This is a genomic window from Kitasatospora paranensis (assembly GCF_039544005.1).
Taxonomy (GTDB): Bacteria; Actinomycetota; Actinomycetes; order Streptomycetales; family Streptomycetaceae; genus Kitasatospora; species Kitasatospora paranensis.
The window spans coordinates 4,867,251-4,891,659 of record NZ_BAABKV010000001.1 but is presented as its reverse complement, the minus strand read 5'-3'; the positions used below and the strand labels follow the sequence as shown (position 1 = coordinate 4,891,659).

The following is a 24,409-nucleotide window of genomic DNA, read 5'->3' as shown; positions in this document are numbered from 1 at the left end:
GGGCCCTCCGCCTACAGCTTCATCAGATTGCTGTCGTCGACCGAGGCGGTGTGCCTGGTCCGGAAGATGCTCACGATGATGGCGAGGCCGACCACGACCTCGGCCGCCGCGACCACCATGGTGAAGAAGGCGATGACCTGGCCGTCCAGGTTGCCGTGCATCCGGGAGAAGGTGACCAGTGCCAGGTTCGAGGCGTTGAGCATCAGCTCGACGCACATGAACAGCACGATCGCGTTCCGCCGGATCAGCACACCGGACGCACCGATGGTGAACAGCAGGGCGGCGAGATAGAGGTAGTTGACGGGGTTCACTCCTCGCCCTCCTTCGTCGGTACGGTCTCCAGCGCCCGGCGCTGCTCGGGCGTGACCGGCCGGGCGGAGGACCGCCGCCCGAGGAAGTAGGCCGTGGTGTCCTCCAGTTCGGCCATCCGGTCGAGCATCTCCTGGCTGACGTCGCGGACCTGGCCGCGCTCGCGCAGGGTGCCCATCACCGAGTCCTCGGCGACGGTGCCGTCCGGCAGCAGACCGGGGACGTCGACCGCGTTGTGCCGGGCGTACACGCCGGGGGCCGGCATCGGCGGCACCTGGAGGTTGTCCCGCACCCGCTGGGCGGCCAGCTCGCGCTGGGTCATCGGGGCCTTCACGTGCTCGCGGTGGGTCAGCACCATGGCGCCGATGGCGGCGGTGATCAGCAGGGCGCCGGTGACCTCGAACGCCCAGACGTACCGGGTGAAGATCAGCCGGGCCAGGCCCTGCACGTTGCCCTCGGCGTTGGCCTCGGACAGTCCGGTGAAGTGGCTCAGCCTGGCGTTCGCCAGGCCGGCCACCAGCAGGACTCCGAAGCCGAGCCCGCAGAGGACGGCGGCGATCCGCTGCCCCTTGAGCTGCTCCTTCAGCGAGTCCTCGCTGGTGACACCGACGAGCATCATCACGAACAGGAACAGCATCATGATCGCGCCGGTGTAGACGACGATCTGCACCACGCCCAGGAACACTGCGCCCTGGGCGATGTAGCAGAGCGCCAGCGCCAGCATCGTGGCGGCCAGGCAGAGCGCGCTGTGCACCGCCTTCTTCATCAGCAGCATGCCGAGCGCACCGCCGACGGCGATCACCGCGAGGATCCAGAACTGGACGGCCTCTCCGGTGGAGGTCATGACTGCGCCTCCTTGTCCCTGCTGGTCCGCTCCTGCTGCACCGTGCCGGGCGCCGCCGCGGTGATCTCACCGCGGTAGTAGGCCTGTTCGTCGGTGCCGGGGAAGATCGAGTGCGGGCTGTCGACCATGCCCTCGGAGAGGCCGACCAGCAGCTGCTCCTTGGTGAAGATCAGGTCGGCCCGTGAGGAGTCGGCCAGCTCGTACTCGTTGGTCATGGTGAGGGCCCGGGTCGGGCAGGCCTCGATGCAGAGCCCGCACAGGATGCAGCGGGCGTAGTTGATCTGGTAGACCGCGCCGTACCGCTCGCCGGGCGAGTAGCGCTCCTCGTCGCGGTTGTCGGCGCCCTCGACGTAGATGGCGTCGGCGGGGCAGGCCCAGGCGCACAGCTCGCAGCCGACGCACTTCTCCAGGCCGTCCGGGTGCCGGTTCAGCTGGTGGCGGCCGTGGAAGCGCGGAGCGGTGGGCTTCTTCTGCTCCGGGTACTGCTCGGTGAGCCGCTTCTTGAACATGGCCTTGAAGGTCACGCCGAAGCCGGCGGCCGGGCCGAGGATGGACGGCTTGTCCGTCTCGTCTGACGACATGTCGGCTCAGCTCCCTTCGGAATGGTCGGCGCCGTTGAGGGCGTCCTGGAGTTGCGGGGCGCGGCTGCGCCGGCGCGGCACCGGCGGCAGTTCCTGGCCCGGCAGCGGGGGCACCGGGTAGCCGCCCGCCATCGGGTCGAAGGCGGCGGGCTCGGCCGGGGCGCCGCCCTCGGCCGGCCGCTCCGTCCCGGGCTTGCGGCGCAGCATGTCCCAGACCAGGGCGAGCAGCAGCAGGGCGGCGATCGGCGCCCCGACGTACAGCACGACCCGGGCGAAGTCGTAGCCCTCGTTGCGCAGCGCGCGGACGCTGGCGACCATCACCAGCCAGACCAGCGAGACCGGGATGAGGACCTTCCAGCCGAGCTTCATGAACTGGTCGTAGCGCAGGCGGGGCAGCGTGCCGCGCAGCCAGATGAAGAAGAACAGCAGCAGCTGGATCTTGATGACGATCCAGAGCATCGGCCACCAGCCGTGGTTGGCGCCCGCCCAGAAGGTGGAGATCGGCCAGGGGCGCGCCAGCCGCCCAGGAAGAGGGTGGAGGCGACGGCGGAGACGGTGACCATGTTGACGTACTCGGCCAGCATGAACATCGCGAACTTCAGCGAGGAGTACTCGGTGTTGAAGCCGCCGACGAGTTCGCCCTCGGCCTCCGGGAGGTCGAACGGTGCGCGGTTGGTCTCGCCGACCATCGCGATGATGTAGACGATGAACGAGACCGGCAGCAGCACGGCGAACCAGGTGGGCTGCTGGGAGGCGACGATCTCCGAGGTGGACATCGAGCCCGAGTAGATGAACACCGCCGCGAAGGACAGGCCCATCGCGATCTCGTAGCTGATCATCTGGGCGGAGGAGCGGATGCCGCCGAGCAGCGGGTACGTCGAGCCGGAGGACCAGCCGGCCAGCACGATGCCGTAGATGCCGATCGAGGCGGTGGCCAGGATGTACAGCAGGGCGATCGGCAGGTCGGTGAGCTGGAGCGGGGTACGGGTGCCGAAGATCGACACCTGGTCGTCCGCGGGGCCGAACGGGATCACCGCGATGGCCATGAAGGCCGGGATGGCGGCGACGATCGGGGCGAGGATGTAGACGATCTTGTCGGACCCGGTGACGACCAGGTCCTCCTTGAGGGCCAGCTTCACACCGTCGGCGAGGGACTGGAGCAGGCCCCAGGGGCCGTGCCGGTTCGGGCCGATCCGCAGCTGCATCCAGGCGACGACCTTGCGCTCCCAGACGATCGCGATCAGCACCGTGCCGACCAGGAACGCGAAGCAGAAGACCGCCTTGAGCAGCACCAGCCACCAGGGGTCGCGGCCGAAGAAGGCGAGGGTGTCGTAGGCAGCGAGGTTGTGCATCACGCCTCCTGTGCCGGGGCGATGGTGACCAGGTGGCCGACGGTGGTGCCGAGTGCGCGGTGGGCGCCGCCCGGTGTGGAGTTGAGCGGCAGCCAGACCGTGCGGTCGGGCACCGCGTCGGTGACCTCCAGCGGCAGGACGACCGACCCGCCGGGGCCGGTGATCCGCAGCGCCGCGGTGGCGCCGATCTCGGCGGCGGTGGCCGCGGACAGGCGGGCGACGACCGGGTGCCGGGTGCCTGCGAGGGCGTCGTCACCGATCTGCAGCAGGCCGTTGTCGAGCAGCATCCGGTGGCCGGCGAGGACGGCCTGCCCGGTCGCCGGGCGGGGCAGCGGCGCGGGGTGCGCGGCGGGTGCGGCCGGGCGGTCGCCCGACCAGGGTGTGAAGCGGTCGAGCTCGCGGCGGGCGGCCGGGACGTCCGGCAGGCCGAGCGGCCGGCCGAGCGCGTCGGCGAGCATGTGCAGGACCCGCAGATCCGGGTGGAGGTGCCGCTGCATCAGCTGGTCGGCCTTGAGGGCGGGCTCGAACAGCCGCACCCGGCCCTCCCAGTCGAGGAAGGTGCCGGCCTTCTCGGCGACGGCGGCCACCGGCAGCACCACGTCGGCGCGGGCGGTGACCGCGGACGGCCGGAGCTCCAGGGACACCACGAACGCGGCCCGCTCCAGGGCCTCCTCGGCGAGCGCCGGGTCCGGCAGGTCGTCGATCTCGACGCCGCCGACCAGCAGGGCGTCCAGTTCGCCGGCCACGGTGGCGGCCAGGATCTGGTCGGTGTCGCGGCCGAGCCGGGACGGCAGGTCCGGCAGGCCCCAGGCGGCGGCGGCCTCGGCCCGGGCGGCGAGCACGGTGACCGGCCGGCCGCCGGGCAGCAGCCCGGGCAGGGCGCCGGCCTCGACGGCGCCGCGCTCACCGGCCCGGCGCGGCACCCAGGCGAGGGTGGCGCCGGTGGCGTGGGCGAGCCGCAGGGCGGCGGTGAGGCCGCCGCTGACGGCGGCCAGCCGCTCGCCGACCAGGATCACCGCGCCCGGGGAGCGCAGCGCGTCGGCGGCCCGGCCGGCGTCGTCCGCGAGGATCTCCTCGCCGGCGAGGGCGGCCAGCCACTCGGCCTCGGTGCCGGGGGCGGCGGGCAGCAGCGCACCGCGCAGCTTGCCGAGGCCCCGGGTGGCGTGGGTGGCGATCGCGTAGACCCGCTGGCCCTTGTCGCGGACGGCCTTGCGCAGCCGCAGGAAGACGATCGGCGACTCCTCCTCGGGCTCGAAGCCCGCGAGCAGCACGGCCGGTGCGTCCTCCAGTTGCCGGTAGGAGAGGCCGTCGCCCCCGAGGTCGACGCCGCGGCCGGCGACGGCGGCGGCCAGGAAGTCGGCCTCCTCGCCGCTGTGCGGGCGGGCCCGGAAGTCGACGTCGTTGGTGCCGAGCACGGTGCGGGCGAACTTGCCGTAGGCGTAGGCGTCCTCGACGGTGACCCGGCCGCCGGTGAGGACACCGGTGCGGGCGCCGCGCAGGCCCTCGGCGGCCTTCGCCAGGGCCTCCGTCCAGGAGGCGGGGGCGAGTTCACCGTCGTCGCCGCGGACGAGCGGGGTGGCGAGCCGGTCCCGCTGCTGGGCGTAGCGGAAGGCGAAGCGGCCCTTGTCGCAGCTCCACTCCTCGTTGACCTCCGGCTCGTCGCCGGCCAGGCGCCGCAGCACCTTGCCGCGGCGGTGGTCGGTGCGCAGCGAGCAGCCGGAGGAGCAGTGCTCGCAGACGCTGGGCGAGGAGGTGAGGTCGAACGGGCGGGAGCGGAAGCGGTACGCCGCGGAGGTGAGGGCGCCGACCGGGCAGATCTGGATGGTGTTGCCGGAGAAGTACGACCGGAAGTCGTCGCCCTCGCCGGTGCCGACCTGCTGGAGGGCGCCGCGCTCGACGAGGTCGATGAACGGGTCGCCGGCGATCTGCTGGGAGAAGCGGGTGCAGCGGGCGCAGAGCACGCAGCGCTCGCGGTCGAGCAGCACCTGGGTGGAGATCGGGACGGGCTTGGCGTAGGTGCGCTTCATGCCGTCGAAGCGGCTGTCGGCGGCGCCGGTGGACATCGCCTGGTTCTGCAGGGGGCATTCGCCGCCCTTGTCGCAGACCGGACAGTCCAGCGGGTGGTTGATGAGCAGCAGCTCCATGACGCCGCGCTGGGCCTTCTCGGCGACCGGGGAGCTGAGCTGGGTGCGGACGACCATGCCCTCGGCGACCGGGATGGTGCATGAGGCGACCGGCTTGCGCTGTCCTTCGATCTCCACGATGCACTGCCGGCAGGCACCTGCCGGGTCGAGCAGCGGGTGGTCGCAGAAGCGCGGGATCTGGGTGCCGATCTGCTCGGCGGCGCGGATCACCAGGGTGCCCTTGGGGACCTGGAGCTCGACGCCGTCGATGGTGAGCGTGACGAGGTCGGTGCTCGTCTCGGTGACGGTCACGCGTGCACCTCCCTCTCCGTGGCGGACTCGTGGGCGTGGGGCCGCCCGGCCCAGACGGTGGAGGCGGCCGGGTCGAGCGGGCAGCGCCGCTCGGTGAGGTGCTGCTCGTACTCCTCGCGGAAGTACTGGAGCGAGGAGACGATCGGGCTGGCGGCGCCGTCGCCGAGCGCGCAGAACGACTTGCCGTTGATGTTGTCGGCGATGTCGAGCAGCTTCTCCAGGTCGCCCTCGACGCCTTGGCCGGCCTCGATCCGCCGGAGCAGCTGGACGAGCCAGTAGGTGCCCTCGCGGCAGGGGGTGCACTTGCCGCAGGACTCGTGGGCGTAGAACTCCGTCCAGCGGGTCACCGCGCGGACCACGCAGGTGGTCTCGTCGAACACCTGGAGCGCCTTGGTGCCGAGCATGGAGCCGGCGGCGCCGACGCCCTCGTAGTCGAGCGGGACGTCGAGGTGCTGGTCGGTGAACATCGGGGTGGAGGAGCCGCCCGGGGTCCAGAACTTGAGGCGGTGGCCGGCCCGGATGCCGCCGGAGACGTCGAGGAGCTGGCGCAGGGTGACGCCGAGCGGCGCCTCGTACTGGCCGGGGTTGGTGACGTGCCCGGAGAGCGAGTACAGGGTGAAGCCGGGGGACTTCTCGGTGCCCAGGCTCTTGAACCACTCCTTGCCGCGGCTGAGGATCGGCGGGACGGAGGCGATCGACTCGACGTTGTTGACCACCGTCGGGCAGGCGTAGAGGCCGGCGATGGCGGGGAACGGCGGCCGGAGCCGGGGCTGGCCGCGGCGGCCCTCCAGCGAGTCGAGGAGGGCGGTCTCCTCGCCGCAGATGTACGCGCCGGCGCCGGCGTGCACGGTGATGTCGAGGTCGATGCCGGAGCCGAGGATGTCCTTGCCGAGGTAGCCGGCCTCGTAGGCCTCGGCGACGGCGGCCTGCAGGCGGCGCAGCACCGGGACGACCTCGCCGCGCAGGTAGATGAAGGCGTGGTCGCAGCGGATCGCGTACGAGGCGATGACCATGCCCTCGATGAGGGAGTGCGGGTTGGCGAAGAGCAGCGGGATGTCCTTGCAGGTGCCCGGCTCCGACTCGTCGGCGTTGACGACGAGGTAGTGCGGCTTGCCGTCGTTCTGCGGGATGAACTGCCACTTCATGCCGGTGGGGAAGCCGGCGCCGCCGCGGCCGCGCAGGCCGGAGTCCTTGACGAGGGCGATGACGTCGTCGGGGGGCATGGCGAGCGCGGCGCGCAGGCCGGCGTAGCCGTCGTGGCGCAGGTAGGTGTCGAGGGTCCAGGGGCGGTCGTCGTCCCAGGAGGCGGAGAGGACCGGCGTCAGGAGCTTCTCGGCCGGCTCGGCGGAGGTCATCACGCTTCGGTCCCTTCGTGCCGGGGGGCGACCACCTTGGTGCCCGGGGTGCCGGGCAGGGCCTCGCCCTTGGCGAGGCGCAGGCCGGCGAGGGAGGGTCGCCGCCGGCGCCGGACTCGTCGACGGCGCCGGTGCGCCCGTCGGGGAAGCCGGCCAGGATGCGGGCGGTCTCCTTGAAGGAGCAGAGCTTGGCGCCGCGGGTGGGGCTGACCTCGCGGCCGGCGCGCAGGTCGTCGACGAGCTGCCGGGCGCTGTCGGGCGTCTGGTTGTCGAAGAACTCCCAGTTGACCATCACCACGGGTGCGTAGTCGCAGGCCGCGTTGCACTCGATGTGCTCGATGGAGATCGCGCCGTCGTCGGTGGTCTGGTTGTTCTCGATGCCGAGGTGCTGCTTGAGCTCGTCGAAGATCTGGTCTCCGCCGAGGACGGCGCAGAGCGTGTTGGTGCAGACGCCGACGTGGTAGTCGCCGGCGGGCCGGCGGCGGTACATGGTGTAGAAGGTGGCGACCGCGGTGACCTCGGCGGTGGTCAGGTCGAGCTGCTCGGCGCAGAAGCGGATGCCGGTCGGGGTGACGCAGCCGTCCTCGGCCTGCACCAGGTGGAGCAGCGGGAGCAGGGCGGAGCGGGCGACGGGGTAGCGGCCGATCAGTTCGGCGGCGTCCGCGGTGAGGCGCTCGTGCACCTCGGTGGGGTAGGGCTTGGCCGGCAGTGCCGGCAGCCCGAGTTCGACGTTGCTCACCGGTCCACGCCTCCCATCACCGGGTCGATCCCGGCCACTGCGACGATGACGTCGGCGACCTGGCCGCCCTCGCACATCGCCGCCATCGTCTGCAGGTTGGTGAACGAGGGGTCGCGGAAGTGGACCCGGTAGGGCCGGGTGCCGCCGTCGCTGACCACGTGCACCCCGAGTTCGCCCTTGGCCGACTCGACGGCCGCGTAGGCCTGGCCGACGGGCACCCGGAAGCCCTCGGTGACCAGTTTGAAGTGGTGGATCAGGGCCTCCATGGAGGTGCCCATGATCTTCCGGATGTGGTCGAGGGAGTTGCCCATGCCGTCGGGGCCGATGGCGAGCTGGGCGGGCCAGGCGATCTTCTTGTCGCCGACCATGACCGGGCCGGGGGCGAGCCGGTCGAGGCACTGTTCGACGATCCGCAGGGACTGCGCCATCTCCTCCAGCCGGATCAGGAACCGGCCGTAGGAGTCGGCGGTGTCGGCCGTGGCGACCTCGAACTCGTAGTTCTCGTAGCCGCAGTACGGGTCGGTCCTGCGCAGGTCGTGCGGCAGGCCGGTGGCGCGCAGGATCGGGCCGGTGGCGCCGAGGGCCAGGCAGCCGGCCAGGTCGAGGTGGCCGACGTCGACGAGGCGGGCCTTGAAGACCGGGTTGGTGGTGGCGAGCTTGTCGTACTCGTGCATCCGGGAGCGGAACAGCTTGACCGCTTCGCGGATCTGGTCGACGGCGCCGGGCGGGAGGTCCTGGGCGAGGCCGCCGGGGCGGACGTACGCGTGGTTCATCCGCAGGCCGGTGACGAGTTCGAAGATGTCCAGGATGAGCTCGCGGTCGCGGAAGCCGTAGATCATCAGCGTGGTGGAGCCGATCTCCATGCCGCCGGTGGCGAGTGCCACGAGGTGGGAGGAGATCCGGTTGAGCTCCATCATCAGGACGCGGATGACGGTGGCGCGCTCCGGGATGTCGCCGGTGATGCCGAGCAGCTTCTCGACGGCCAGGCAGTAGGCGGTCTCGTTGAACAGCGGGGTCAGGTAGTCCATGCGGGTCACGAAGGTGGTGCCCTGGACCCAGTTCCGGAACTCCATGTTCTTCTCGATGCCGGTGTGGAGGTAGCCGATGCCGCAGCGGGCTTCCTTCACCGTCTCGCCGTCGATCTCCAGGATGAGCCGCAGCACGCCGTGGGTGGACGGGTGCTGGGGGCCCATGTTGACGATGATCCGCTCGTCGTCGGCGCGGCCGACGGCCTCGACGACCTCGCCCCAGTCGCCGCCGGTGACGGTGAAGACCCGTCCCTCGGTGGTCTCGCGGGCGGCTGCCTCTTCGTAGTGAGTGGTCATCAGCTGTACGACCTCCGCTGGTCGGGCGCCGGGATCTGGGCACCCTTGTACTCGACGGGGATGCCGCCGAGCGGGTAGTCCTTGCGCTGCGGGTGGCCCAGCCAGTCGTCCGGCATCATGATCCGGGTGAGGGCGGGGTGGCCGTCGAAGACCAGGCCGAAGAAGTCGTAGGTCTCGCGCTCGTGCCAGTCGTTGGTCGGGTAGACGCTGACGACGGACGGGATGTGCGGGTCGGCGTCGGGTGCGGTCACCTCGATGCGGATCAGCCGGGTGTGGGTGATCGAGCGCAGGTGGTAGACGGCGTGCAGTTCGCGGCCGGTCTCGGCCGGGTAGTGGACGCCGCTGACGCCGAGGCAGAGCTCGAAGCGGAGCGCCGGGTCGTCGCGCAGGGTGCGGGCGGTCTGCAGGAGGTGCTCGCGGGCGATCTGGAAGGTGAGTTCGCCGTGGGCGACGACGGTCTTCTCGATCACGTCGGCGACGTCGAGGCCCTGCTCCTCCAGGGCGCCCTCCAGCTCGTCGGCGACCTCGTCGAACCAGCCCCCGTACGGGCGGACGGCGGCCGGCGGGAGGGCGATCGGGCGGGTGAGCCCGCCGAAGCCGGAGGTGTCGCCGGAGCCCTGGGCGCCGAACATGCCCTGACGGCTGCCGACGACCTCGACCGGGATCTCCTTGCGGGTGGCGGGCACGGTCTCCGCCGGGGTGTTCTGCTCGCTCATCGCAGCAGCCCCCGCATCTCGCTGACCGGGGTGGCCTGCAGGGCGAACTGCTCGGCCTGCTCCTCCTCGCGGCGGCGGTTCACGCCGAGCTTCTCGTGCTGGATCTTCTCGTGCAGCTTGATGATCGCGTCCAGCAGCATCTCCGGGCGGGGCGGACAGCCCGGCAGGTAGATGTCGACCGGGACGATGTGGTCGACGCCCTGGACGATCGCGTAGTTGTTGAACATGCCTCCCGAGGAGGCGCACACGCCCATCGAGATGACCCACTTGGGGTTCGGCATCTGGTCGTAGACCTGGCGCAGCACCGGCGCCATCTTCTGGCTCACCCGTCCGGCGACGATCATGAGATCGGCCTGCCGCGGCGAGCCGCGGAACACCTCCATGCCGAACCGGGCCAGGTCGTAGCGGCCGGCGCCGGTCGTCATCATCTCGATCGCGCAGCAGGCCAGACCGAAGGTGGCGGGGAAGACCGACGCCTTCCGCACCCACCCTGCGGCCGCCTCCACGCTGGTGAGCAGAAAGCCGCTCGGCAGCTTCTCCTCGATACCCATCAGATCCCTCTCAATGCCCTCAAGTCCGGTGGCTTGTCCGCCCGTTCACAAAGTCAGCGGTCAGTCCCACTCCAGACCGCCGCGGCGCCACACATAGGCGTACGCGACGAAGACGGTGGCGATGAACAGGAGCATCTCGACCAGCCCGAAGATCCCCAGGGCGTCGAAGCTGACCGCCCAGGGGTAGAGGAAGACGATCTCGATGTCGAAGACGATGAAGAGCATCGCCGTCAGGTAGTACTTGATCGGGAACCGCCCGCCGCCCAACGGCTGCGGGGTCGGCTCGATGCCGCACTCGTACGCCTCCAACTTGGCCCGGTTGTAGCGCTTCGGGCCGGTCAGTGAGGCCATCACGACGGAGCCGACCGCGAACGCCGCCGCGATGGCACCGAGTACGAGGATCGGCGCGTAGGCATTCATAGCCCCCGCTCCCTCCGTCCAGTCGTCCTTGACTGCAGATAGGAATCGCCGGGTCACACTGGGGTGATCCCGTGATCCATTCCTTGAGATCCACCGCATGTGAGGCAGTTCACAAAGCCTGGAACGAGCGCATCCTATGCCTCCCGGCTTGTGATCTGCGACACGCGGTTCGGAACGATCTTTGTGATCTGCGCCACCTGACAAACGACCACCAAGGCGGTCGAGCCACGGCGTAACCACCCAACGAAGGCATATGGTCACAAACGGTCGCATTCATTTGTGAAGCGACTGGTCAGAGCCGTGCGCCTATATCAATCATGCGGCGGCCATCGCAAATTTCGGAGGCCCTCGGTTGACGTGATATAGGTCCTCACCCTTCGGGGGAGGGGGTGCTGCACGCGTTTGACCCTTTGTTCACAAGCTCACGAGAACCGCGCTCACGCCGTGGCGGACGCAGCAGGAACGGCCGCGCCGAACCCGGCCGCCACCGCGGCCACCCCGGTGACCGGAACGTCACCGGCCCTGCCCTACGGTGGGAGGCCCGCCGCCGCAGCGCAGAGGAGCCGCCGCATGGAGAGCAGCCACTGGGAGACCGTCGACCGGCTGGTCGGCCGGCTCGACGAGGCGGCCGCCCTGCCCCCGGCGAGCAGCGGCTGATGCGGATCCTCAAGCTGTCCGAGGAGGTCGGCGAGGTCGCCGCGGCGGTGATCGGCGCCACCGGGCAGAACCCGCGCAAGGGCGTCACGCACAGCTGGGACGACGTCCGGTCCGAACTGTGCGACGTGATGATCACCGCGATGGTCGCGCTGCGCACCCTCACCCCGGACGCGGAAGCGGTGTTCGCCGAACGGCTGCGCTTCGTCGACGCCCGCGCGGCGGCCGCCGGGAGCACGCCGTGACGGCCGGCGGGACGCCGGAGCCGGCACCCACCGGCCGCCTCGACCTGGTGCCGCTGCGGGTCGAGGACGCGGACGAGATGGCCGTGGTGCTGGCCGACCCGGCGTTGCACGCCTTCATCGGCGGGGAGCCGGAGGACGCCGAGCTGCTGCGGGCGCGCTACGCGCGGCAGACCGCCGGCTCGCCCGACCCCGCGCAGGCCTGGTTCAACTGGGTGCTGCGGCTGCGCGCCGAGGACCGGTTGGTCGGCTACGTCCAGGCGACCGTCACCGAGCGGGGCCGGGTCGCGGAGGTCGCCTGGGTGGTGGGCACCCCTGGCAGGGCCGCGGGCTGGCCGGCGAGGCCGCCCGGGCGCTGGTCGACGCGCTGGCCGCGGCGGGGGTCGAGCTGGTGGTGGCGCACGTCCACCCGGGGCACCGGGCGTCCGGCGCGGTCGCGGCCTCGGCCGGGCTGCACCGGACGGGCCTGGTGCACGACGGCGAGGACCGCTGGGAACTGCGGCTCAGCCCCCGCTGAGCCGGAACGACGTCCGGCCGAAGCCGACCTGGTCGCCGGGCCGGACCCGGACGGCGCCGGTCACCCGGCTGCCGTTGACGTAGGTGCCGTTGGCAGAGCCGAGGTCGTGCAGCACCCAGCCGCCGTCCTGGTGCCGCAACTCGGCATGGGTGCGCGAGACGGTGGCGTCCGACAGCCGCAGGCCGCTGCCGTGGTTGCGGCCGATCAGCAGCGGTGCGGGCCCCGGCGGCGGCAGCGCGAGCTCGGGGAGCTGCTGCACCCGCCACGTCCGGCGCAGCCGTACGTGGAAGGCGGAGACGCCGGCCACGGCCCGCAGCACCGCGCGCGACAGCGGGCCGCCGGCGGGCAGCCCGGTGAGCGCCTCGTCGATGTCGGCCCGGGTGCGGGCGACCAGGACGAGTTCCATCCGGCGCATGAAGGTGTCGTGCGAGAGCCGGCCGCTGCCGACGCCGTCGCGCAGTGCGCCGAGCGCGCGCTCCCGTTCGGCCTCCGAGGGCCTGGCCGCCCGCGCGCCGATTTCTGCTGACACCATGGGCCGATTGTCGGGCCCCTGACCTGGCCTGTCCAGCGGCCCGTCACCGGCGGTGCCGGGACGGGGCCGTGGTGGAGTCTCAGGCGTTCGGGGCGACCTTGGTGAGGCCGTTGATGATGCGGTCCATGGCGTCGCCGCCCCGCGGGTCGGTCAGGTTGGCGAGCAGCTTGAGCAGGAACTTCATCAGGATCGGGTGGGTGAGGCCGCGTTCGGCCGCCATCTGCATGATCTTCGGGTTGCCGAGCAGCTTCACGAAGGCCCGGCCGAGCGTGTAGTAGCCGCCGTAGACGTCCTTGAGGACCTGCGGGTAGTGGTGCAGGGCGCGCTCCCGGCCGGCGTCGGTGATCCGCGCCATGGCCTGGACGATGACGCCGGCCGCGATCTGGCCGGATTCCATCGCGTAGGCGATGCCCTCGCCGTTGAACGGGTTGACCATGCCGCCCGCGTCGCCGACGAGCAGCAGGCCGCGGGTGTAGTGCGGCTGCCGGTTGAAGGCCATCGGCAGGGCGGCGCCGCGGATCGGGTCGGTCATGTTCTCCGGGGTGTAGCCCCACTCCGCGGGCATGCTCGCGCACCAGCTCTTGAGCACCTCGCGCCAGTTGAGGTCGCCGAAGGCGGGCGAGGAGTCGAGGATGCCGAGGCCGACGTTGGAGGTGCCGTCGCCCATGCCGAAGATCCAGCCGTAGCCGGGCAGCAGCTTGCGCTGGCCGCCGCGGGTGTCCCACAGCTCCAGCCAGGACTCCAGGTAGTCGTCGTCGTGCCGGGGCGAGGTGAAGTACGTCCGGTAGGCGACGCCCATCGGACGGTCCTCCTTGCGGTGCAGGCCCATCGCGACCGACAGCCGGGTGGAGTTGCCGTCCGCGGCGACCACCAGCGGGGCGCGGAAGACCACGGGCCGCTTGTCCTCGCCGAGCTTGGCGGTGACCCCGGTGATCCGGCCGGTGCGCTCGTCCAGGACGGGGCCGGTGACGTTGCAGTTCTCGTGGAGCCGGGCGCCCGCCTTGACGGCCTGACGGGCCAGCAGCTCGTCGAAGTCGGCCCGCTTGCGGACCAGGCCGTAGTCAGGGAAGGAGGCCAGCTCGGGCCAGTCCAGCTCCAGCCGGACGCCGCCGCCGATGATCCGCAGGCCCTTGTTGTGCAGCCAGCCGTTGTCGGTGGAGACGTCGATGCCCATGTCGACGAGCTGCTTGGTGGCGCGCGGGGTGAGACCGTCGCCGCAGACCTTCTCCCGCGGGAACTCGGTCTTCTCCAGGAGCAGCACGTCCAGGCCGGCCTGGGCCAGGTAGTAGGCGGTGGTGGACCCGGCCGGGCCGGCGCCGACCACGATGACGTCGGCGCTGCTCTCGACGGTGCCACTCAGGTCGACGGCGGTCTCGGACACGGGGGCACACTCCTGCACGGGGGCTGCGGACGGCTGGCTGGACCTGAGTCTAGCCAGCGCTTACGCGCGGAAACCCCGGTGCAGGGCCACGATGCCGCCGGTGAGGTTGCGCCAGGCCACCTTGGACCAGCCGGCCTGCTGGAGCTTGGCGGCCAGCGCGGGCTGGTCGGGCCAGGAGCGGATCGACTCGGCGAGGTAGACGTACGCGTCCGGGTTGCTGCTGACCGCGGTGGCGACCGGCGGCAGGGCGCGCATCAGGTACTCGGTGTAGACCGTCCGGAACGGGGTCCAGGTGGGGGTGGAGAACTCGCAGATGACGATCTTGCCGCCGGGGCGGGTGACCCGGTGCATCTCGCGCAGCCCGGCATCGGTGTCCTGGACGTTGCGCAGCGCGAAGGAGATGGTGACGGTGTCGAAGGTGCCGTCGGCGAACGGGAGCCGGGTGGCGTCGCCCGCGGTCAGCGGCAGCTCCGGGTGGCGGCGCTTGCCCTCGGCGAGCATCCCGGTCGAGAAGTCGCACGGCACGACCTTCGCACCGGCCTCGGCGAACGGCAGCGAGGAGGTGCCGGTGCCGGCGCCCAGGTCGAGGATGAGCTGGCCCGGCTCGGCCGCGACCGCGTCGGCCACCGCCCGTCGCCAGGCCCGGGCCTGGCCGAGCGAGAGCACGTCGTTGGTGCGGTCGTACTTCTCCGCGACGTCGTCGAACATGGCGGCGACTTCGTGGGGCTGCTTGTCCAGGGAGGCTCGGGTCACGCCCCCATTGTTGCGCGGACCGGGGCCACCCGTGCACCCAGGGGCGCGCCGGAGCGGCGGGGTGGCGGGGGCCGGGCCGCGGAGGTCGTGCCGCGGACGGCCCGGGCGTGCTGCCGGGGGCTGCGGCGCCGGGCTCAGCGCAGGGCGCGGCGGCCGCCCCGGCGGCGGCGCGAGCGCTTGCCGTGGGTGAGGGCCGGCATGCCCTCGGCGGCGAACACGGCACCGGTGCCGACCCGTGGACGGGCGGCCGCCGCCGGGTGGGCCCGCCGGTGGCGCAGGATCCGGACGAGGCACAGCCCGAGGCAGAGCAGGGCGACCGGCACGCTGGTGCGGGCGAGGGTGATGCCGAGCGGCTGCGGGTAGCGGTTGCCGCAGACCCGGACGGCGGAGGGGTCGTCGGCGGCGTGCTCCAGGCAGACCGCGCCGCCGACCCGGGCGCCACTGGGCAGCGCGAGGTCCGCGGCGGTGAGCCGGCGGCCCTCGGCGGTGTAGCCGACCTCGCTGTAGGTGGCGCTGCCGCCGGGGAGCTGGATGACGGTGCCCTGGACGCGGACGGGGTTGGCGGTGATCCGGTCCGCCTGATCGGCCTGGCGCCAGCCGAGCAGGCACATGCCGAGCGCGAGCACGGCGCTCAGCACGGCCCCGAGGTACCAGCCCCGTCCCAGCCGCTCGGCTGCGGGGCGGGGGCGGTGGCGGGTCGCATCGTTCCTGTCCTGGCTGCGGACGGGGCTCCCGTTCGGAGGCCCGGTGGCGAGAAGGCGTCATCGGGCCGATGCCTGAGTGACTGTCCGGGATCGTATCCGCTGGCGGGCCCTCAGGTCACGACGAGAAGTGATCAGTTTGTATGAGTTGTGCATGGCAGGGTGCGGGCCGGCACCGGCCGCGGCCCGATCCGCGCCTCACCGGCGACGGAAGACCAACCGGCCGCCCAGGACGGTCGCCACGCAGCAGCCCGCCCCGGCGGCCTCCAGTTCCTCGACCGAACCCGCCGCGAACACGGCGAGGTCGGCCGGGCCGCCCGGGACGAGCACCCGGTGCACGGCCTCGGCCAGCCGCCGGCCCGCCAGGGGTCGAGGCCGCCCTCGGCCCCGGCTCCGCCATCGGCCCCGGCCACGGGCCCGGACCCGACCCCGGGCAGCACGGCGAGCCCGGAGCGGGACACCGCCGTCCGGACCGCGGGCAGCGTGAACGGCCCGGCCACCGCGGTCGTACCGAAGCCCAGCATCCGCTGGAGGCCGCGGCGGGCCGACCCGCCGAGCTGCGCCTCGGGCACCGCGACGGCCAGCGGCCCGGTGCCCAGCTCCTCGCGCGGGTCGGGGTGGTAGAGCGTCTCCAGCAGCCGGGCTCCGGCCGGATTGGCCAGGCCCGGGGCGATCAGCCCGGGCCACTCCCGGACCCGGGCACCACCCGCCGCACGGGCCAGCTCCGGGTACGGACCGAGAGCGGCGATCCGGTCGCCGTCGACCAGCACCGCCCCGTCGGCGATCGACGGGGCGGCGGGGTCGCGGACGAGCAGCGTGCCGCGATGCAGGGTCAGCATCAGCTGGCGGAGAGGATCTTCAGCTCCGGGTGGGCGGTGCCGCCCTCGATGGCGGTGGAGGCGATGTGCGAGGCCACCCGCGGGTCGACCGGGTCGTTCGCCGGGTCGTCCAGCACCCGCAGGTGCTCGTAGGTGGTGGAGCGCTGGGCCGGGACCCGGCCGGCCGCCCGGATCAGGTGGATCAGCTCGGTGAGGTTGGAGCGGTGCTTGGCACCGGCCGCCGAGACGACGTTCTCCTCCAGCATCACCGAACCGAGGTCGTCCGCGCCGTAGTGCAGCGACAGCTGGCCGGCCTCCTTGCCGGTGGTCAGCCAGGAGCCCTGGATGTGGGCCACGTTGTCGAGGAACAGCCGGGCGATCGAGATCATCCGCAGGTATTCGAAGACGGTGGCCTGCGTCGAGCCCTTCAGGTGGTTGTTCTGCGGCTGGTACGTGTACGGGATGAACGCTCGGAAGCCGCCGGTGCGGTCCTGCACGTCGCGGATCATCCGCAGGTGCTCGATCCGCTCGGCGTTGGTCTCGCCGGTGCCCATCAGCATCGTGGAGGTCGACTCGACGCCGAGGCCGTGCGCGGTCTCCATGATCTCCAGCCAGCGCTCGCCGGACTCCTTCAGCGGCGCGATCGCCTTGCGCGGACGCTCCGGCAGCAGCTCGGCGCCGGCCCCGGCGAAGGAGTCCAGGCCGGCCCGGTGGATCCGGGTGATCGCCTCCTCGACCGAGACCTTGGAGATCCGGGCCATGTGCTCGACCTCGGAGGCACCCAGCGAGTGGATCACCAGCTGCGGGAAGTCCGCCTTGATCGCGGAGAACGCCTGCTCGTAGTACTCGACGCCGTAGTCCGGGTGGTGGCCGCCCTGGAACATGATCTGCGTGCCGCCCAGCTCGACGGTCTCGGCGCAGCGGCGGAGGATCTCCTCCAGGTCCCGCGACCAGCCCTTGTCGCTCTTCGGCGCGACGTAGAACGCGCAGAACTTGCACGCCGTCACACACACGTTGGTGTAGTTGATGTTCCGTTCGATGATGTACGTCGCGATGTGCTCGACGCCGGCGTAGCGGCGCCGGCGCACCGCGTCCGCGGCCGAGCCCAGCGCGTGCAGCGGCGCGGAGCGGTAGAGCTCCAGCGCCTCGTCGGGGGTGATCCGGCCACCGGCGGCCGCGCGGTCGAGAACGGCCTGCAGGTCGGTGGCGATGGGGGCGCCCCCGGTCGAAGGGAGGGTCTGCTCGGACACCTGGCGGGCCTTCTTTCTGTCCAACGTCGGGTCGCCGCGGCCGGGTGGGGAAAGCTCGGCCGGAATGACCGAACCAGCCTACGCCAGGGCTTTTCCCCGACCGATCACCCCTGCTTCAGCAGGTCGCCGGACGGGTCCGAGCCCAGCGGCGCCTCGGTGACCCGCAGGTGCAGCACACCGGCGCCGTTGGGTGTGTAGGTCTGCTTCTCCGGCACGCCGGTGCAGGCCGGATCGCTGCCCACCGGCCGCTCCTGCAGCTCGATCCGGTCCGGACCGACCGTGATCAGGGTCAGCTCGCCGCGGCAGACCGTGTCGTCGAAGGCCGAGGCGTTGGCCGTCCGTCCGACCACCTGGCCCACCCGGCCGGCGGTGAACTCGACCTGGAAGGTGCTCGGCAGCGGGGCGATCTTCGTGGTGATGGTGCCCCTCCAGGTGCCGAGGTAGCCGACCGGGAGGCTGCCGCCGGCGGTGCCGGACGCGGAGGCGGAAGCGGAAGCGGAGGCGGATGCGGCCGGGGACGCCGGGGAGGACGGCCGGGCACCGGTGGCCGAGCCGGGCTGCTGCGCGGACGGCATGCCCGACGTGCCGGAGGCGCGGGTGCCGTCCTGGCTGCGCCCGTCGGGTGTGCCGCCCCACGGGGCCTCCCAGACGAGGACACCCGCCGCCAGCAGGGCCACGGCGAGCAGCGGGACGAGCAGGCGCCGGCCGCGCCGCCGGGCGGGCGGCACCGGGCCGGTCCCGGCCGGTGTGCCCGGATCCGGGCCGGGACTGGGGGCGGGGCCGGGAGGGTGAGGGGGGACGCGGTCGGCGGGACGGTCCACCTCGGTCGGCGAGCGGTCCGGGCCCGCGCCGGGAAGCCGGACGGCGGGAGCGTCCGCGGCGGGGACGGGACCGGGGACCGGTACCGCCGTGGGGCCGGGGTCGTGGGCCTCCAGGTCCAGCAGGTCGACCGCGCTGCGGGCGACCGCGGCGGAGACCGCGGGCGGCAGCCAGCCACCGTCGGCGAGCGGGGCGGCGTCCGGGGCGAGCAGGGCGCGCAGGCCGTCCGGGGAGGGACGGTCGGCGGCCGACTTGGCCAGGCAGGCCCGGACGGCGTCGTGCAGCGGGCCCGTGAGCCCGCGGAGGTCCGGCTCCTCGTGCAGCACCCGGTACAGCAGGACGGCCGCGCTGACGCCCTCCCCGAACGGCGGGACGCCGCTCGCCGCGAAGGCGAGCACCGCGCCGAGCGAGAAGACGTCGCCGAACGGCCCGGCCGTCTCGCCCGCCGCCTGCTCGGGCGAGAGGTAGCCGGGCGAGCCGACCACGTAGCCGGAACGGGTGAGCGCGGTCGCGGCGTCCAGGGCGCGGGCGATGCCGAAGTCGATCAGGCGCGGCCCGTCCAGGGCCAGCAGCACGTTGGAGGGCTTGACGTCCCGGTGGATCAGGCCGAGACCGTGCACCTGACCGAGCGCCTCGGCGAGTGCCGCACCGAGGGCGTGCACGGACGCCACGGGCAGCGGGCCGTGCCGTCGGACGGCGGCGTCGAGCGAGGGGCCGGCCACGTAGCCGGACGCCACCCAGGGCGGGTCGGCCTCGGTGTCGGCGTCCAGCACCGGTGCCGTCCAGCGCCCGCCGACCAGCCGTGCGGCGGCCACCTCCTGACGGAACCGGGCTCGGAACTCGGCGTCGTCCGCGAGCTCGCCGCGCACCACCTTCACGGCCACCGTGCGGCCGCCCGCGGTGCGGCCGAGGTAGACCCGGCCCATGCCGCCCGCGCCGAGCCGGCCGAGCAGCCGGTACGCGCCGACCTGCCGTGGATCCGAACCACCCAGTGCTTCCATTGCGCCCCCGTTCGCGGTGCCGCGCCTCCGGTACCCGGTCTCCCGCCGGACAGTACCGCGCCGGGCCCGGCCCCGCGGGCAGCGTCGGCCCTGTTTCCCGACCCCCCTGTCGGCCCGGGCGGGAAAGGGACGAGGCGGGGCGACGGTCGGGGACGGGAGCGGGACGAGGCCGAGGTCGAGGTCGGGGACGGAAGGGTCAGCCCACGGGCTGGAGCAGACGGACGGCCACATCCGGTGCGAAGCCGGAGGTGTGGCCGACCCGGCGGGCGAACTCGGCGATGCCCGCGAGCTGGCGCTCGCCGAGCGAGTAGTCCAGCGCCTCGGTGAAGTACTGCTCGAGCAGCGGGGCGTCGAAGGACTCCCAGCGGGACGCCTGCTCGGCGACCTTGGCCGCCTCCATGAGCGACAGATCGCGGGACTCCAGGAAGGCCCGGTGGACGGCCGCGGTCATCTCCGGGTGCCGCTCGACGTAGTCGCGGCGGGCGGCCCAGACCGCGAAGACGAACGGCAGGCCCGTCCACTCCTTCCACATCGCACCCAGGTCGTGGACGGCCAGGCCCTGGCGCGGTGCCTGCTCCAGCGAGGCGCGCAGGGCCGGGTCGCCGATCAGCACCGCGGCGTCGGCGGAGGCCAGCATGGCGTCCAGATCCGGCGGACAGGAGAAGTACTCCGGGCTGACGCCCTCGCGCTCCTCCAGGAGCAGCCGGGCGAGGCGGACGGAGGTACGGCTGGTGGAGCCGAGTGCGACCGGGCGGCCGTCCAGCTCGGCGAGCGGGACCTTGCTGACGATCACGCAGGACATCACCGGGCCGTCGCTGCCGACGGCGATGTCGGGGAGCACGACCAGTTCGTCCGCGTGCCGCAGGTACTCCACACAGGTGATCGGGCCGATGTCGAGGGCGCCGCCGACCAGCAGGTCGCTGAGCTTCTCGGGGGTGTCCTTGGTCAGGTCGAGATCGAGGAGGGTGCCGGTCCGGGCCAGGCCCCAGTAGAGGGGCAAACAGTTGAGGAACTGAATATGTCCGACCCGGGGCCTGACTGCCACCGAGCTGCTCTCGTCCCGACCGGTCACCGCGTGCTCCCTCTGCTGTTCGTACTCTCCTCGCAGGGTATGCCTGCCGATCCCGGCCTCCGACACCAGCCGTGCGACACACCGATGTGCCCTTCAGTCACCCCTGGTCGGGGCCGCCACCGCGTGCTAACGTCTCCCCCAGTTGCAGTTTGATTCCCCTTGCAGTACTTGAAGCCTGCGGAGCATGTGACCGCGGGCTTTTCGTAGTTTTTCAGCAGTTACAGCATCAATTGAGCATTGATTGAGCACTGTGCGAAAAATCCGGACCACTCCGGAGGCGGGGCGATCAGCGCAGCGGACCGGAGGTCACGCGGTGTGCCCTCCAATACGTCCCTCGCAAGGAGAACGGCATGGCTCAGGGAACCGTCAAGTGGTTCAACGCTGAGAAGGGCTTCGGCTTCATCGCCCAGGAGGGCGGCGGCCCCGACGTCTTCGTCCACTACTCCGCCATCAACGCGAACGGTTTCCGCTCGCTGGAGGAGAACCAGGCGGTCACCTTCGACGTCACCCAGGGCCCGAAGGGCCCGCAGGCGGAGAACGTCACCGCTGTCTGACCATCCTCTGATGATCTGATCGCTCGGGACCTTCGGGTCCGCCGGCGGCGCACCGGGCCGCCACCAGAGCACGACGCGCAGTACCAAGGGGGCCCGCCACGGCTGTGGTGGGCCCCTGCCTGTCAGCAGGACCACGGTGCGCGTCGCATGATCGACGGTATGCCCCGTCCGCCCCGGATCCGCCGTGCAGCCCGCACCCTCGACCGTGCCCTGCACCGGATCGGCATCGACGGCTACCTCCTGCTCCTGCTGGCCACGGTCGGCCTGGCCACCGTGCTGCCCGCCCGCGGAGCCGCCGCCGACGCGGTCGCAGCCGCCGTGAAGATCGCCGTCGGACTGCTCTTCTTCCTCTACGGCGCACGCCTCTCGCCCGCCGAGGCCCTGGCCGGCGCCCGGAACTGGCGACTGCACCTCCTGATCATCGGATGCACCTTCGTCCTGTTCCCGCTGCTGGGCGAGGCGGCAGGGCTGCTGCCACCCGCCGTACTGTCGCCCCAACTCGCCGGGGGCGTGCTGTTCCTCACGCTGCTGCCGTCGACCGTCCAGTCGTCGATCGCGTTCACCTCGATGGCCCGCGGCAACGTGGCGGCGGCGATCTGCGCCGCCACCTTCTCCAGCCTGCTCGGCATCGTGCTCACCCCGCTGCTGGCCGCCTGGCTGCTGACCGGGAGCTCGGCCGTGCACGTCAGCGGCGGCCAGGTGCTGGACGTGGTGCTCCAGCTCCTGGTCCCGTTCGCCGCCGGCCAGCTGCTCCGGCCGTGGATGGGCCCCTGGATCGTCCGGCACCGCACGGTGACCCGGGTGGTCGACCGCGGCTCGATCCTGCTGATCGTCTACGCCGCCTTCGGCGAGGGCGTGGTCGACGGCGTCTGGAGCAGGGTGACGGCCGGCCAGTTGATCTGGCTGGTGGTGATCTGCGCCGTGCTGCTGGCCGTCGTTCTCGCGTTCAGCGGCGCGGCCTCCCGGCGGCTGGGGTTCGACCGGGCCGATCGGGTCACCATCCGGCTCTGCGGATCCAAGAAGTCGCTCGCCAACGGCCTCCCGCTGGCAACGATCCTGTTCCCGGCGCCCCTGGTCGGCATCACCGTGCTGCCGCTGATGCTCTTCCACCAGATCCAGCTGATGGTCTGCACCGTCCTGGCCCAGCGCTGGGGACGGCAGGCGGAGGAGCCGCAGGGCCCGGAGCAGTTGGACCGAGGACGGCCGGACCGGGAGCAGCCGCCGGGCTGAGCAACGGTCGAGCAGGGTCGGCAGGTCGGACGGGGGCGTGGGCCGAGCAGGCGCGCAGGTCGAGCAGGGTCGGTCGGCAGGTGTAGGCCCGGCCGGGGCTCACCCGGGCCGGAGGGTACCGGGCCGTGCCTCACGAGGTGGGCGGCCAGGGGCCCGCAAGGAGCCGCCGGGCCTCCGCGACGATCGCGGCGGCGATGGCCTCGCGCGTTCCACCGGCCTCCGGCGTCCACTCCTCGTGACGGACCCCCTCGGCGGAGATCCGCAACAGAGGCTGCGGGTGCCCGAGTGCCGCCCAGGCCTCCTGGGCGATGAGATCGGCGCCGAGCGCCGGGCGTACGGTGCCGCCGGCGACGAGCTCCAGCCACCAGCGGGCCAGCTCCCAACGGATCCCCGCCTCGTCGGCGGGGAGGTCGCCCGCCGGGCCGAGCTCGTCCAGCACCTGCCCGAACAGGTCGGCGGCCCGTGCCTCCTCCGCCCCGGAGAGCCCGGCCAGCAGGCGCAGCGCGGGCGTGTCGACGTCGAGGACGAGGGCCGTCAGCGCCGTGGCGATCAGGGTGGCGTCGTCGACCTGGCGGCCCAGCCGTCGCTCCAGCGCGAGCATCCGCAGGTGGGCGAGGGCCTCCCCGGCATCGGTGGCGTACTGGTCGTGCGGGGTGGTGCAGGTGAACGTGGGGTCCGCCCCGTTGTTCTCACCGAGCACGTAGGACCAGAAGTCCACAGTGGAGCGTGCGGAGCCGAGCTGTGCGGGCAGGCCGGTGAACTCGTGCCGGACGTAGTCGGCGAGGTCGGCACCGTAGTAGATGATGTCGGTCTGGTGGACCGACAGCACCGGATGCCCGAACTGCCCCGGCGTGCCGGGCAGGTAGCGGTGGCCGTAGACGGGGACCAGTTGTGGGACGTCGGCGAGCCGGACCCGCGCGACGTCCAGCCTCTCGGCGGTCGCCTCCGGACGGACGCCCCAGCGGGGATGCCAGAAGCTGTTGTGCTCGACGTCGAAGAGGGTGCCCTCGACCGGCCAGTCGAGCATGCCGCGCAGCCGTGCCGGATCGCCGCCCCGCCAGTCTGGCCAGCCACCGCCCAACGGAAGCCCTGCGGCGAGGAAGACCCGGTGGTCGGCGGCGAATCGGAAGCCGTACCGCTCCTCCACGCCATCGAGTTCACACTCCGTCAACCCTGGTGCGGTCTCAGCACCTGTCATCGCGTGGAGCGCGCGGGCGCCCTCGGTGGTCAGCGGGCGCGGCGGCTGGAGTGTCACCCTTTCAGGCTAACGGTGGTGACGGGCCCGGATTCGCCCCCACAGGCGGGGCGGCGCACATCGGGCCGGGTGCAGGCCGGCATGTGAACAGTCCATCGGATCGGCTCCTCCTCCGTGCACGCTTCCTGCCTGCCGTGCCGCCGCGATGGGTACGTCCGGCCGGAAGCCCCCGCCCAGTCGCGGGGTTCGACGATAAGGAGCCAGTAACTCGCCCTTGCGTTCCTCACCCGTTCGAGTGATCGGCGGCGTTCGGATTCCGTCGGAGCCGAAGCCGGAACGCTCGGCGAGCCCTCCCCGTCGACACCGACGGGGAGGGCTCGCCGAGCGTTCCGGCGGGTCGGGCCGCGACCGAAGCCCTGGCGCATTTTCCGGTTTCCACTTTATCGAACAGCCTTGCGTAAGCAGGGTATTCAACGATGCGGGCGTGTCCGTCATCGACTGAACCAGTGTCCGCCCGGTATCGGCCACAACCGGGGAGACCGACCCGCCATGAACAGGCCACCCATGCCGCACGACTTCCAGCGCGCCGTCCCCTCCTTCGCCGCCACCAGCGAAACCATGACCGATGGCGCCGTGCTCTCCCCACTCCAGGTCCTCGAAGGCGGCAACGTCTCCCCGCAGCTGAGCTGGTCGGGCTTCCCGCCCGACACCAGGAGCTTCGCGGTGATCTGTTTCGACCCGGACGCGCCCACCGGCAGCGGCTGGTGGCACTGGGCGCTCCTCGACCTCCCGGCCGGCGTCACCGAGCTTCCCGCAGGCGCAGGCAGCGGCAGCCTCCCGGGCCTGCCGCCCGGCGCGATCCATGGCCGCAACGACTACGGGACCAAGGACTTCGGCGGCGCCGCCCCGCCGCCGGGCCATGGCCCGCATCGCTACGTCTTCACCGTGCACGCCCTCGGCGTCGAGAAGCTGGGCCTCGACGACGACGCCTCGGCCGCCGCGATCGGCGGCACACTGGGCTTCTTCGCCCTCGGCCGGGCACCCATCTGCGCACTGTACGAGA

The 24,409-nt window shown here is 72.2% G+C and carries 21 protein-coding genes and 5 pseudogenes; 6 read left to right on the top strand and 20 right to left on the bottom strand.

Translation table 11 applies throughout. From position 1 onward, the window contains the following. Positions 1-11: 11 nt before the first annotated feature. From nuoK to ABEB13_RS23545, 11 genes and pseudogenes are all read right to left on the bottom strand, one after another. Positions 12-311, bottom strand: coding sequence for an NADH-quinone oxidoreductase subunit NuoK (gene nuoK, locus ABEB13_RS23595; protein ID WP_100888896.1), 300 nt, complete (start codon positions 309-311; stop codon positions 12-14). Beyond that, positions 308-1,153 (bottom strand): NADH-quinone oxidoreductase subunit J, encoded by an 846-nt coding sequence (locus ABEB13_RS23590; RefSeq protein ID WP_345707090.1) that lies wholly within the window; start codon positions 1,151-1,153, stop codon positions 308-310. Before ABEB13_RS23590 ends, nuoK begins: the two co-directional genes overlap by 4 nt. Next, on the bottom strand, positions 1,150-1,734 hold the full coding sequence (gene nuoI, locus ABEB13_RS23585; protein WP_345707089.1) for an NADH-quinone oxidoreductase subunit NuoI: 585 nt from the start codon (positions 1,732-1,734) through the stop codon (positions 1,150-1,152). The genes ABEB13_RS23590 and nuoI overlap by 4 nt, the downstream gene beginning before the upstream one ends. A gap of 6 nt (positions 1,735-1,740) precedes the next feature. Then, positions 1,741-3,086, bottom strand: a pseudogene (gene nuoH, locus ABEB13_RS23580) (NADH-quinone oxidoreductase subunit NuoH). Further along, complete coding sequence (locus ABEB13_RS23575; protein ID WP_345709791.1) at positions 3,086-5,521, bottom strand: NADH-quinone oxidoreductase subunit G; 2,436 nt, start codon at positions 5,519-5,521, stop codon at positions 3,086-3,088. Before ABEB13_RS23575 ends, nuoH begins: the two are co-directional and overlap by 1 nt. Next, the gene (nuoF, locus tag ABEB13_RS23570) at positions 5,518-6,876 is read right to left on the bottom strand and encodes an NADH-quinone oxidoreductase subunit NuoF (protein WP_345707088.1); all 1,359 of its coding nucleotides are present in this window, start codon (positions 6,874-6,876) and stop codon (positions 5,518-5,520) included. The genes ABEB13_RS23575 and nuoF overlap by 4 nt, the downstream gene beginning before the upstream one ends. A gap of 154 nt (positions 6,877-7,030) precedes the next feature. Next, positions 7,031-7,558 (bottom strand): annotated as a pseudogene (nuoE, locus tag ABEB13_RS23565) (NADH-quinone oxidoreductase subunit NuoE); the annotation flags it as partial. Between the two features lie 53 nt (positions 7,559-7,611). Beyond that, complete coding sequence (locus ABEB13_RS23560) at positions 7,612-8,940, bottom strand: NADH-quinone oxidoreductase subunit D (protein WP_345707087.1); 1,329 nt, start codon at positions 8,938-8,940, stop codon at positions 7,612-7,614. Then, positions 8,940-9,656: an NADH-quinone oxidoreductase subunit C gene (locus ABEB13_RS23555; protein WP_345707086.1), complete on the bottom strand. Its 717-nt coding sequence runs from the start codon at positions 9,654-9,656 to the stop codon at positions 8,940-8,942. Before ABEB13_RS23555 ends, ABEB13_RS23560 begins: the two co-directional genes overlap by 1 nt. Further along, on the bottom strand, positions 9,653-10,207 hold the full coding sequence (locus tag ABEB13_RS23550; protein ID WP_100888904.1) for a NuoB/complex I 20 kDa subunit family protein: 555 nt from the start codon (positions 10,205-10,207) through the stop codon (positions 9,653-9,655). Before ABEB13_RS23550 ends, ABEB13_RS23555 begins: the two co-directional genes overlap by 4 nt. 60 nt (positions 10,208-10,267) lie before the next feature. Next, positions 10,268-10,627, bottom strand: coding sequence for an NADH-quinone oxidoreductase subunit A (locus ABEB13_RS23545; protein WP_095873518.1), 360 nt, complete (start codon positions 10,625-10,627; stop codon positions 10,268-10,270). A 444-nt stretch (positions 10,628-11,071) separates the two neighbouring features. Between ABEB13_RS23545 and ABEB13_RS23540 the strand changes: the two genes are divergently transcribed. From ABEB13_RS23540 to ABEB13_RS23530, 3 genes and pseudogenes are all read left to right on the top strand, one after another. After that, the gene (locus ABEB13_RS23540) at positions 11,072-11,284 is read left to right on the top strand and encodes a hypothetical protein (protein ID WP_345710014.1); all 213 of its coding nucleotides are present in this window, start codon (positions 11,072-11,074) and stop codon (positions 11,282-11,284) included. Then, positions 11,284-11,526, top strand: a complete 243-nt coding sequence (locus tag ABEB13_RS23535; RefSeq protein ID WP_425559906.1) for a MazG-like family protein — start codon at positions 11,284-11,286, stop codon at positions 11,524-11,526. Before ABEB13_RS23540 ends, ABEB13_RS23535 begins: the two co-directional genes overlap by 1 nt. After that, positions 11,523-12,040: pseudogene (locus ABEB13_RS23530) on the top strand (GNAT family N-acetyltransferase). Before ABEB13_RS23535 ends, ABEB13_RS23530 begins: the two are co-directional and overlap by 4 nt. On the opposite strand, the gene ABEB13_RS23525 reads toward ABEB13_RS23530, so the two are convergent. The 8 genes and pseudogenes from ABEB13_RS23525 to ABEB13_RS23490 form a co-directional block, all read right to left on the bottom strand. Beyond that, positions 12,027-12,572, bottom strand: a complete 546-nt coding sequence (locus tag ABEB13_RS23525; protein ID WP_345707085.1) for an FHA domain-containing protein — start codon at positions 12,570-12,572, stop codon at positions 12,027-12,029. The pseudogene ABEB13_RS23530 and the gene ABEB13_RS23525 overlap by 14 nt on opposite strands. 79 nt (positions 12,573-12,651) lie before the next feature. Beyond that, entirely contained in the window at positions 12,652-13,932 is a 1,281-nt protein-coding gene (locus ABEB13_RS23520) for a geranylgeranyl reductase family protein (RefSeq protein WP_345709790.1), read from the bottom strand. Positions 13,933-14,013: 81 nt separating this feature from the next. Beyond that, positions 14,014-14,706 carry a demethylmenaquinone methyltransferase gene (locus ABEB13_RS23515; RefSeq protein ID WP_100888907.1) on the bottom strand — a complete coding sequence of 231 codons (693 nt, stop codon included), beginning with the start codon at positions 14,704-14,706 and terminating at the stop codon, positions 14,014-14,016. A 134-nt stretch (positions 14,707-14,840) separates the two neighbouring features. After that, positions 14,841-15,344 carry a hypothetical protein gene (locus ABEB13_RS23510; protein WP_345707084.1) on the bottom strand — a complete coding sequence of 168 codons (504 nt, stop codon included), beginning with the start codon at positions 15,342-15,344 and terminating at the stop codon, positions 14,841-14,843. A gap of 261 nt (positions 15,345-15,605) precedes the next feature. Continuing rightward, positions 15,606-16,246 (bottom strand): annotated as a pseudogene (locus tag ABEB13_RS23505) (amidohydrolase family protein). Further along, complete coding sequence (gene mqnC, locus ABEB13_RS23500; RefSeq protein WP_345709789.1) at positions 16,246-17,436, bottom strand: cyclic dehypoxanthinyl futalosine synthase; 1,191 nt, start codon at positions 17,434-17,436, stop codon at positions 16,246-16,248. Before mqnC ends, ABEB13_RS23505 begins: the two are co-directional and overlap by 1 nt. 143 nt (positions 17,437-17,579) lie before the next feature. Next, a complete protein-coding gene (locus ABEB13_RS23495) occupies positions 17,580-19,295 on the bottom strand; it encodes a serine/threonine-protein kinase (protein ID WP_345707083.1) in 1,716 nt (571 codons plus the stop codon). A gap of 196 nt (positions 19,296-19,491) precedes the next feature. Continuing rightward, on the bottom strand, positions 19,492-20,340 hold the full coding sequence (locus tag ABEB13_RS23490; protein ID WP_380230237.1) for a menaquinone biosynthetic enzyme MqnA/MqnD family protein: 849 nt from the start codon (positions 20,338-20,340) through the stop codon (positions 19,492-19,494). Positions 20,341-20,717: 377 nt separating this feature from the next. Here ABEB13_RS23490 and ABEB13_RS23485 point away from each other — a divergent pair, with 377 nt between their 5' ends. Then, positions 20,718-20,921 (top strand): cold-shock protein, encoded by a 204-nt coding sequence (locus ABEB13_RS23485; protein ID WP_030287184.1) that lies wholly within the window; start codon positions 20,718-20,720, stop codon positions 20,919-20,921. 159 nt (positions 20,922-21,080) lie between these two features. Next, positions 21,081-22,151, top strand: a complete 1,071-nt coding sequence (locus ABEB13_RS23480) for a bile acid:sodium symporter family protein (RefSeq protein ID WP_345707081.1) — start codon at positions 21,081-21,083, stop codon at positions 22,149-22,151. A 130-nt stretch (positions 22,152-22,281) separates the two neighbouring features. On the opposite strand, the gene ABEB13_RS23475 is transcribed toward ABEB13_RS23480, so the two are convergent. After that, a complete protein-coding gene (locus tag ABEB13_RS23475; protein ID WP_345707080.1) occupies positions 22,282-23,298 on the bottom strand; it encodes a hypothetical protein in 1,017 nt (338 codons plus the stop codon). A 597-nt stretch (positions 23,299-23,895) separates the two neighbouring features. Here ABEB13_RS23475 and ABEB13_RS23470 point away from each other — a divergent pair. Continuing rightward, positions 23,896-24,408: pseudogene (locus ABEB13_RS23470) on the top strand (YbhB/YbcL family Raf kinase inhibitor-like protein); the annotation flags it as partial. Position 24,409: the final 1 nt, after the last annotated feature.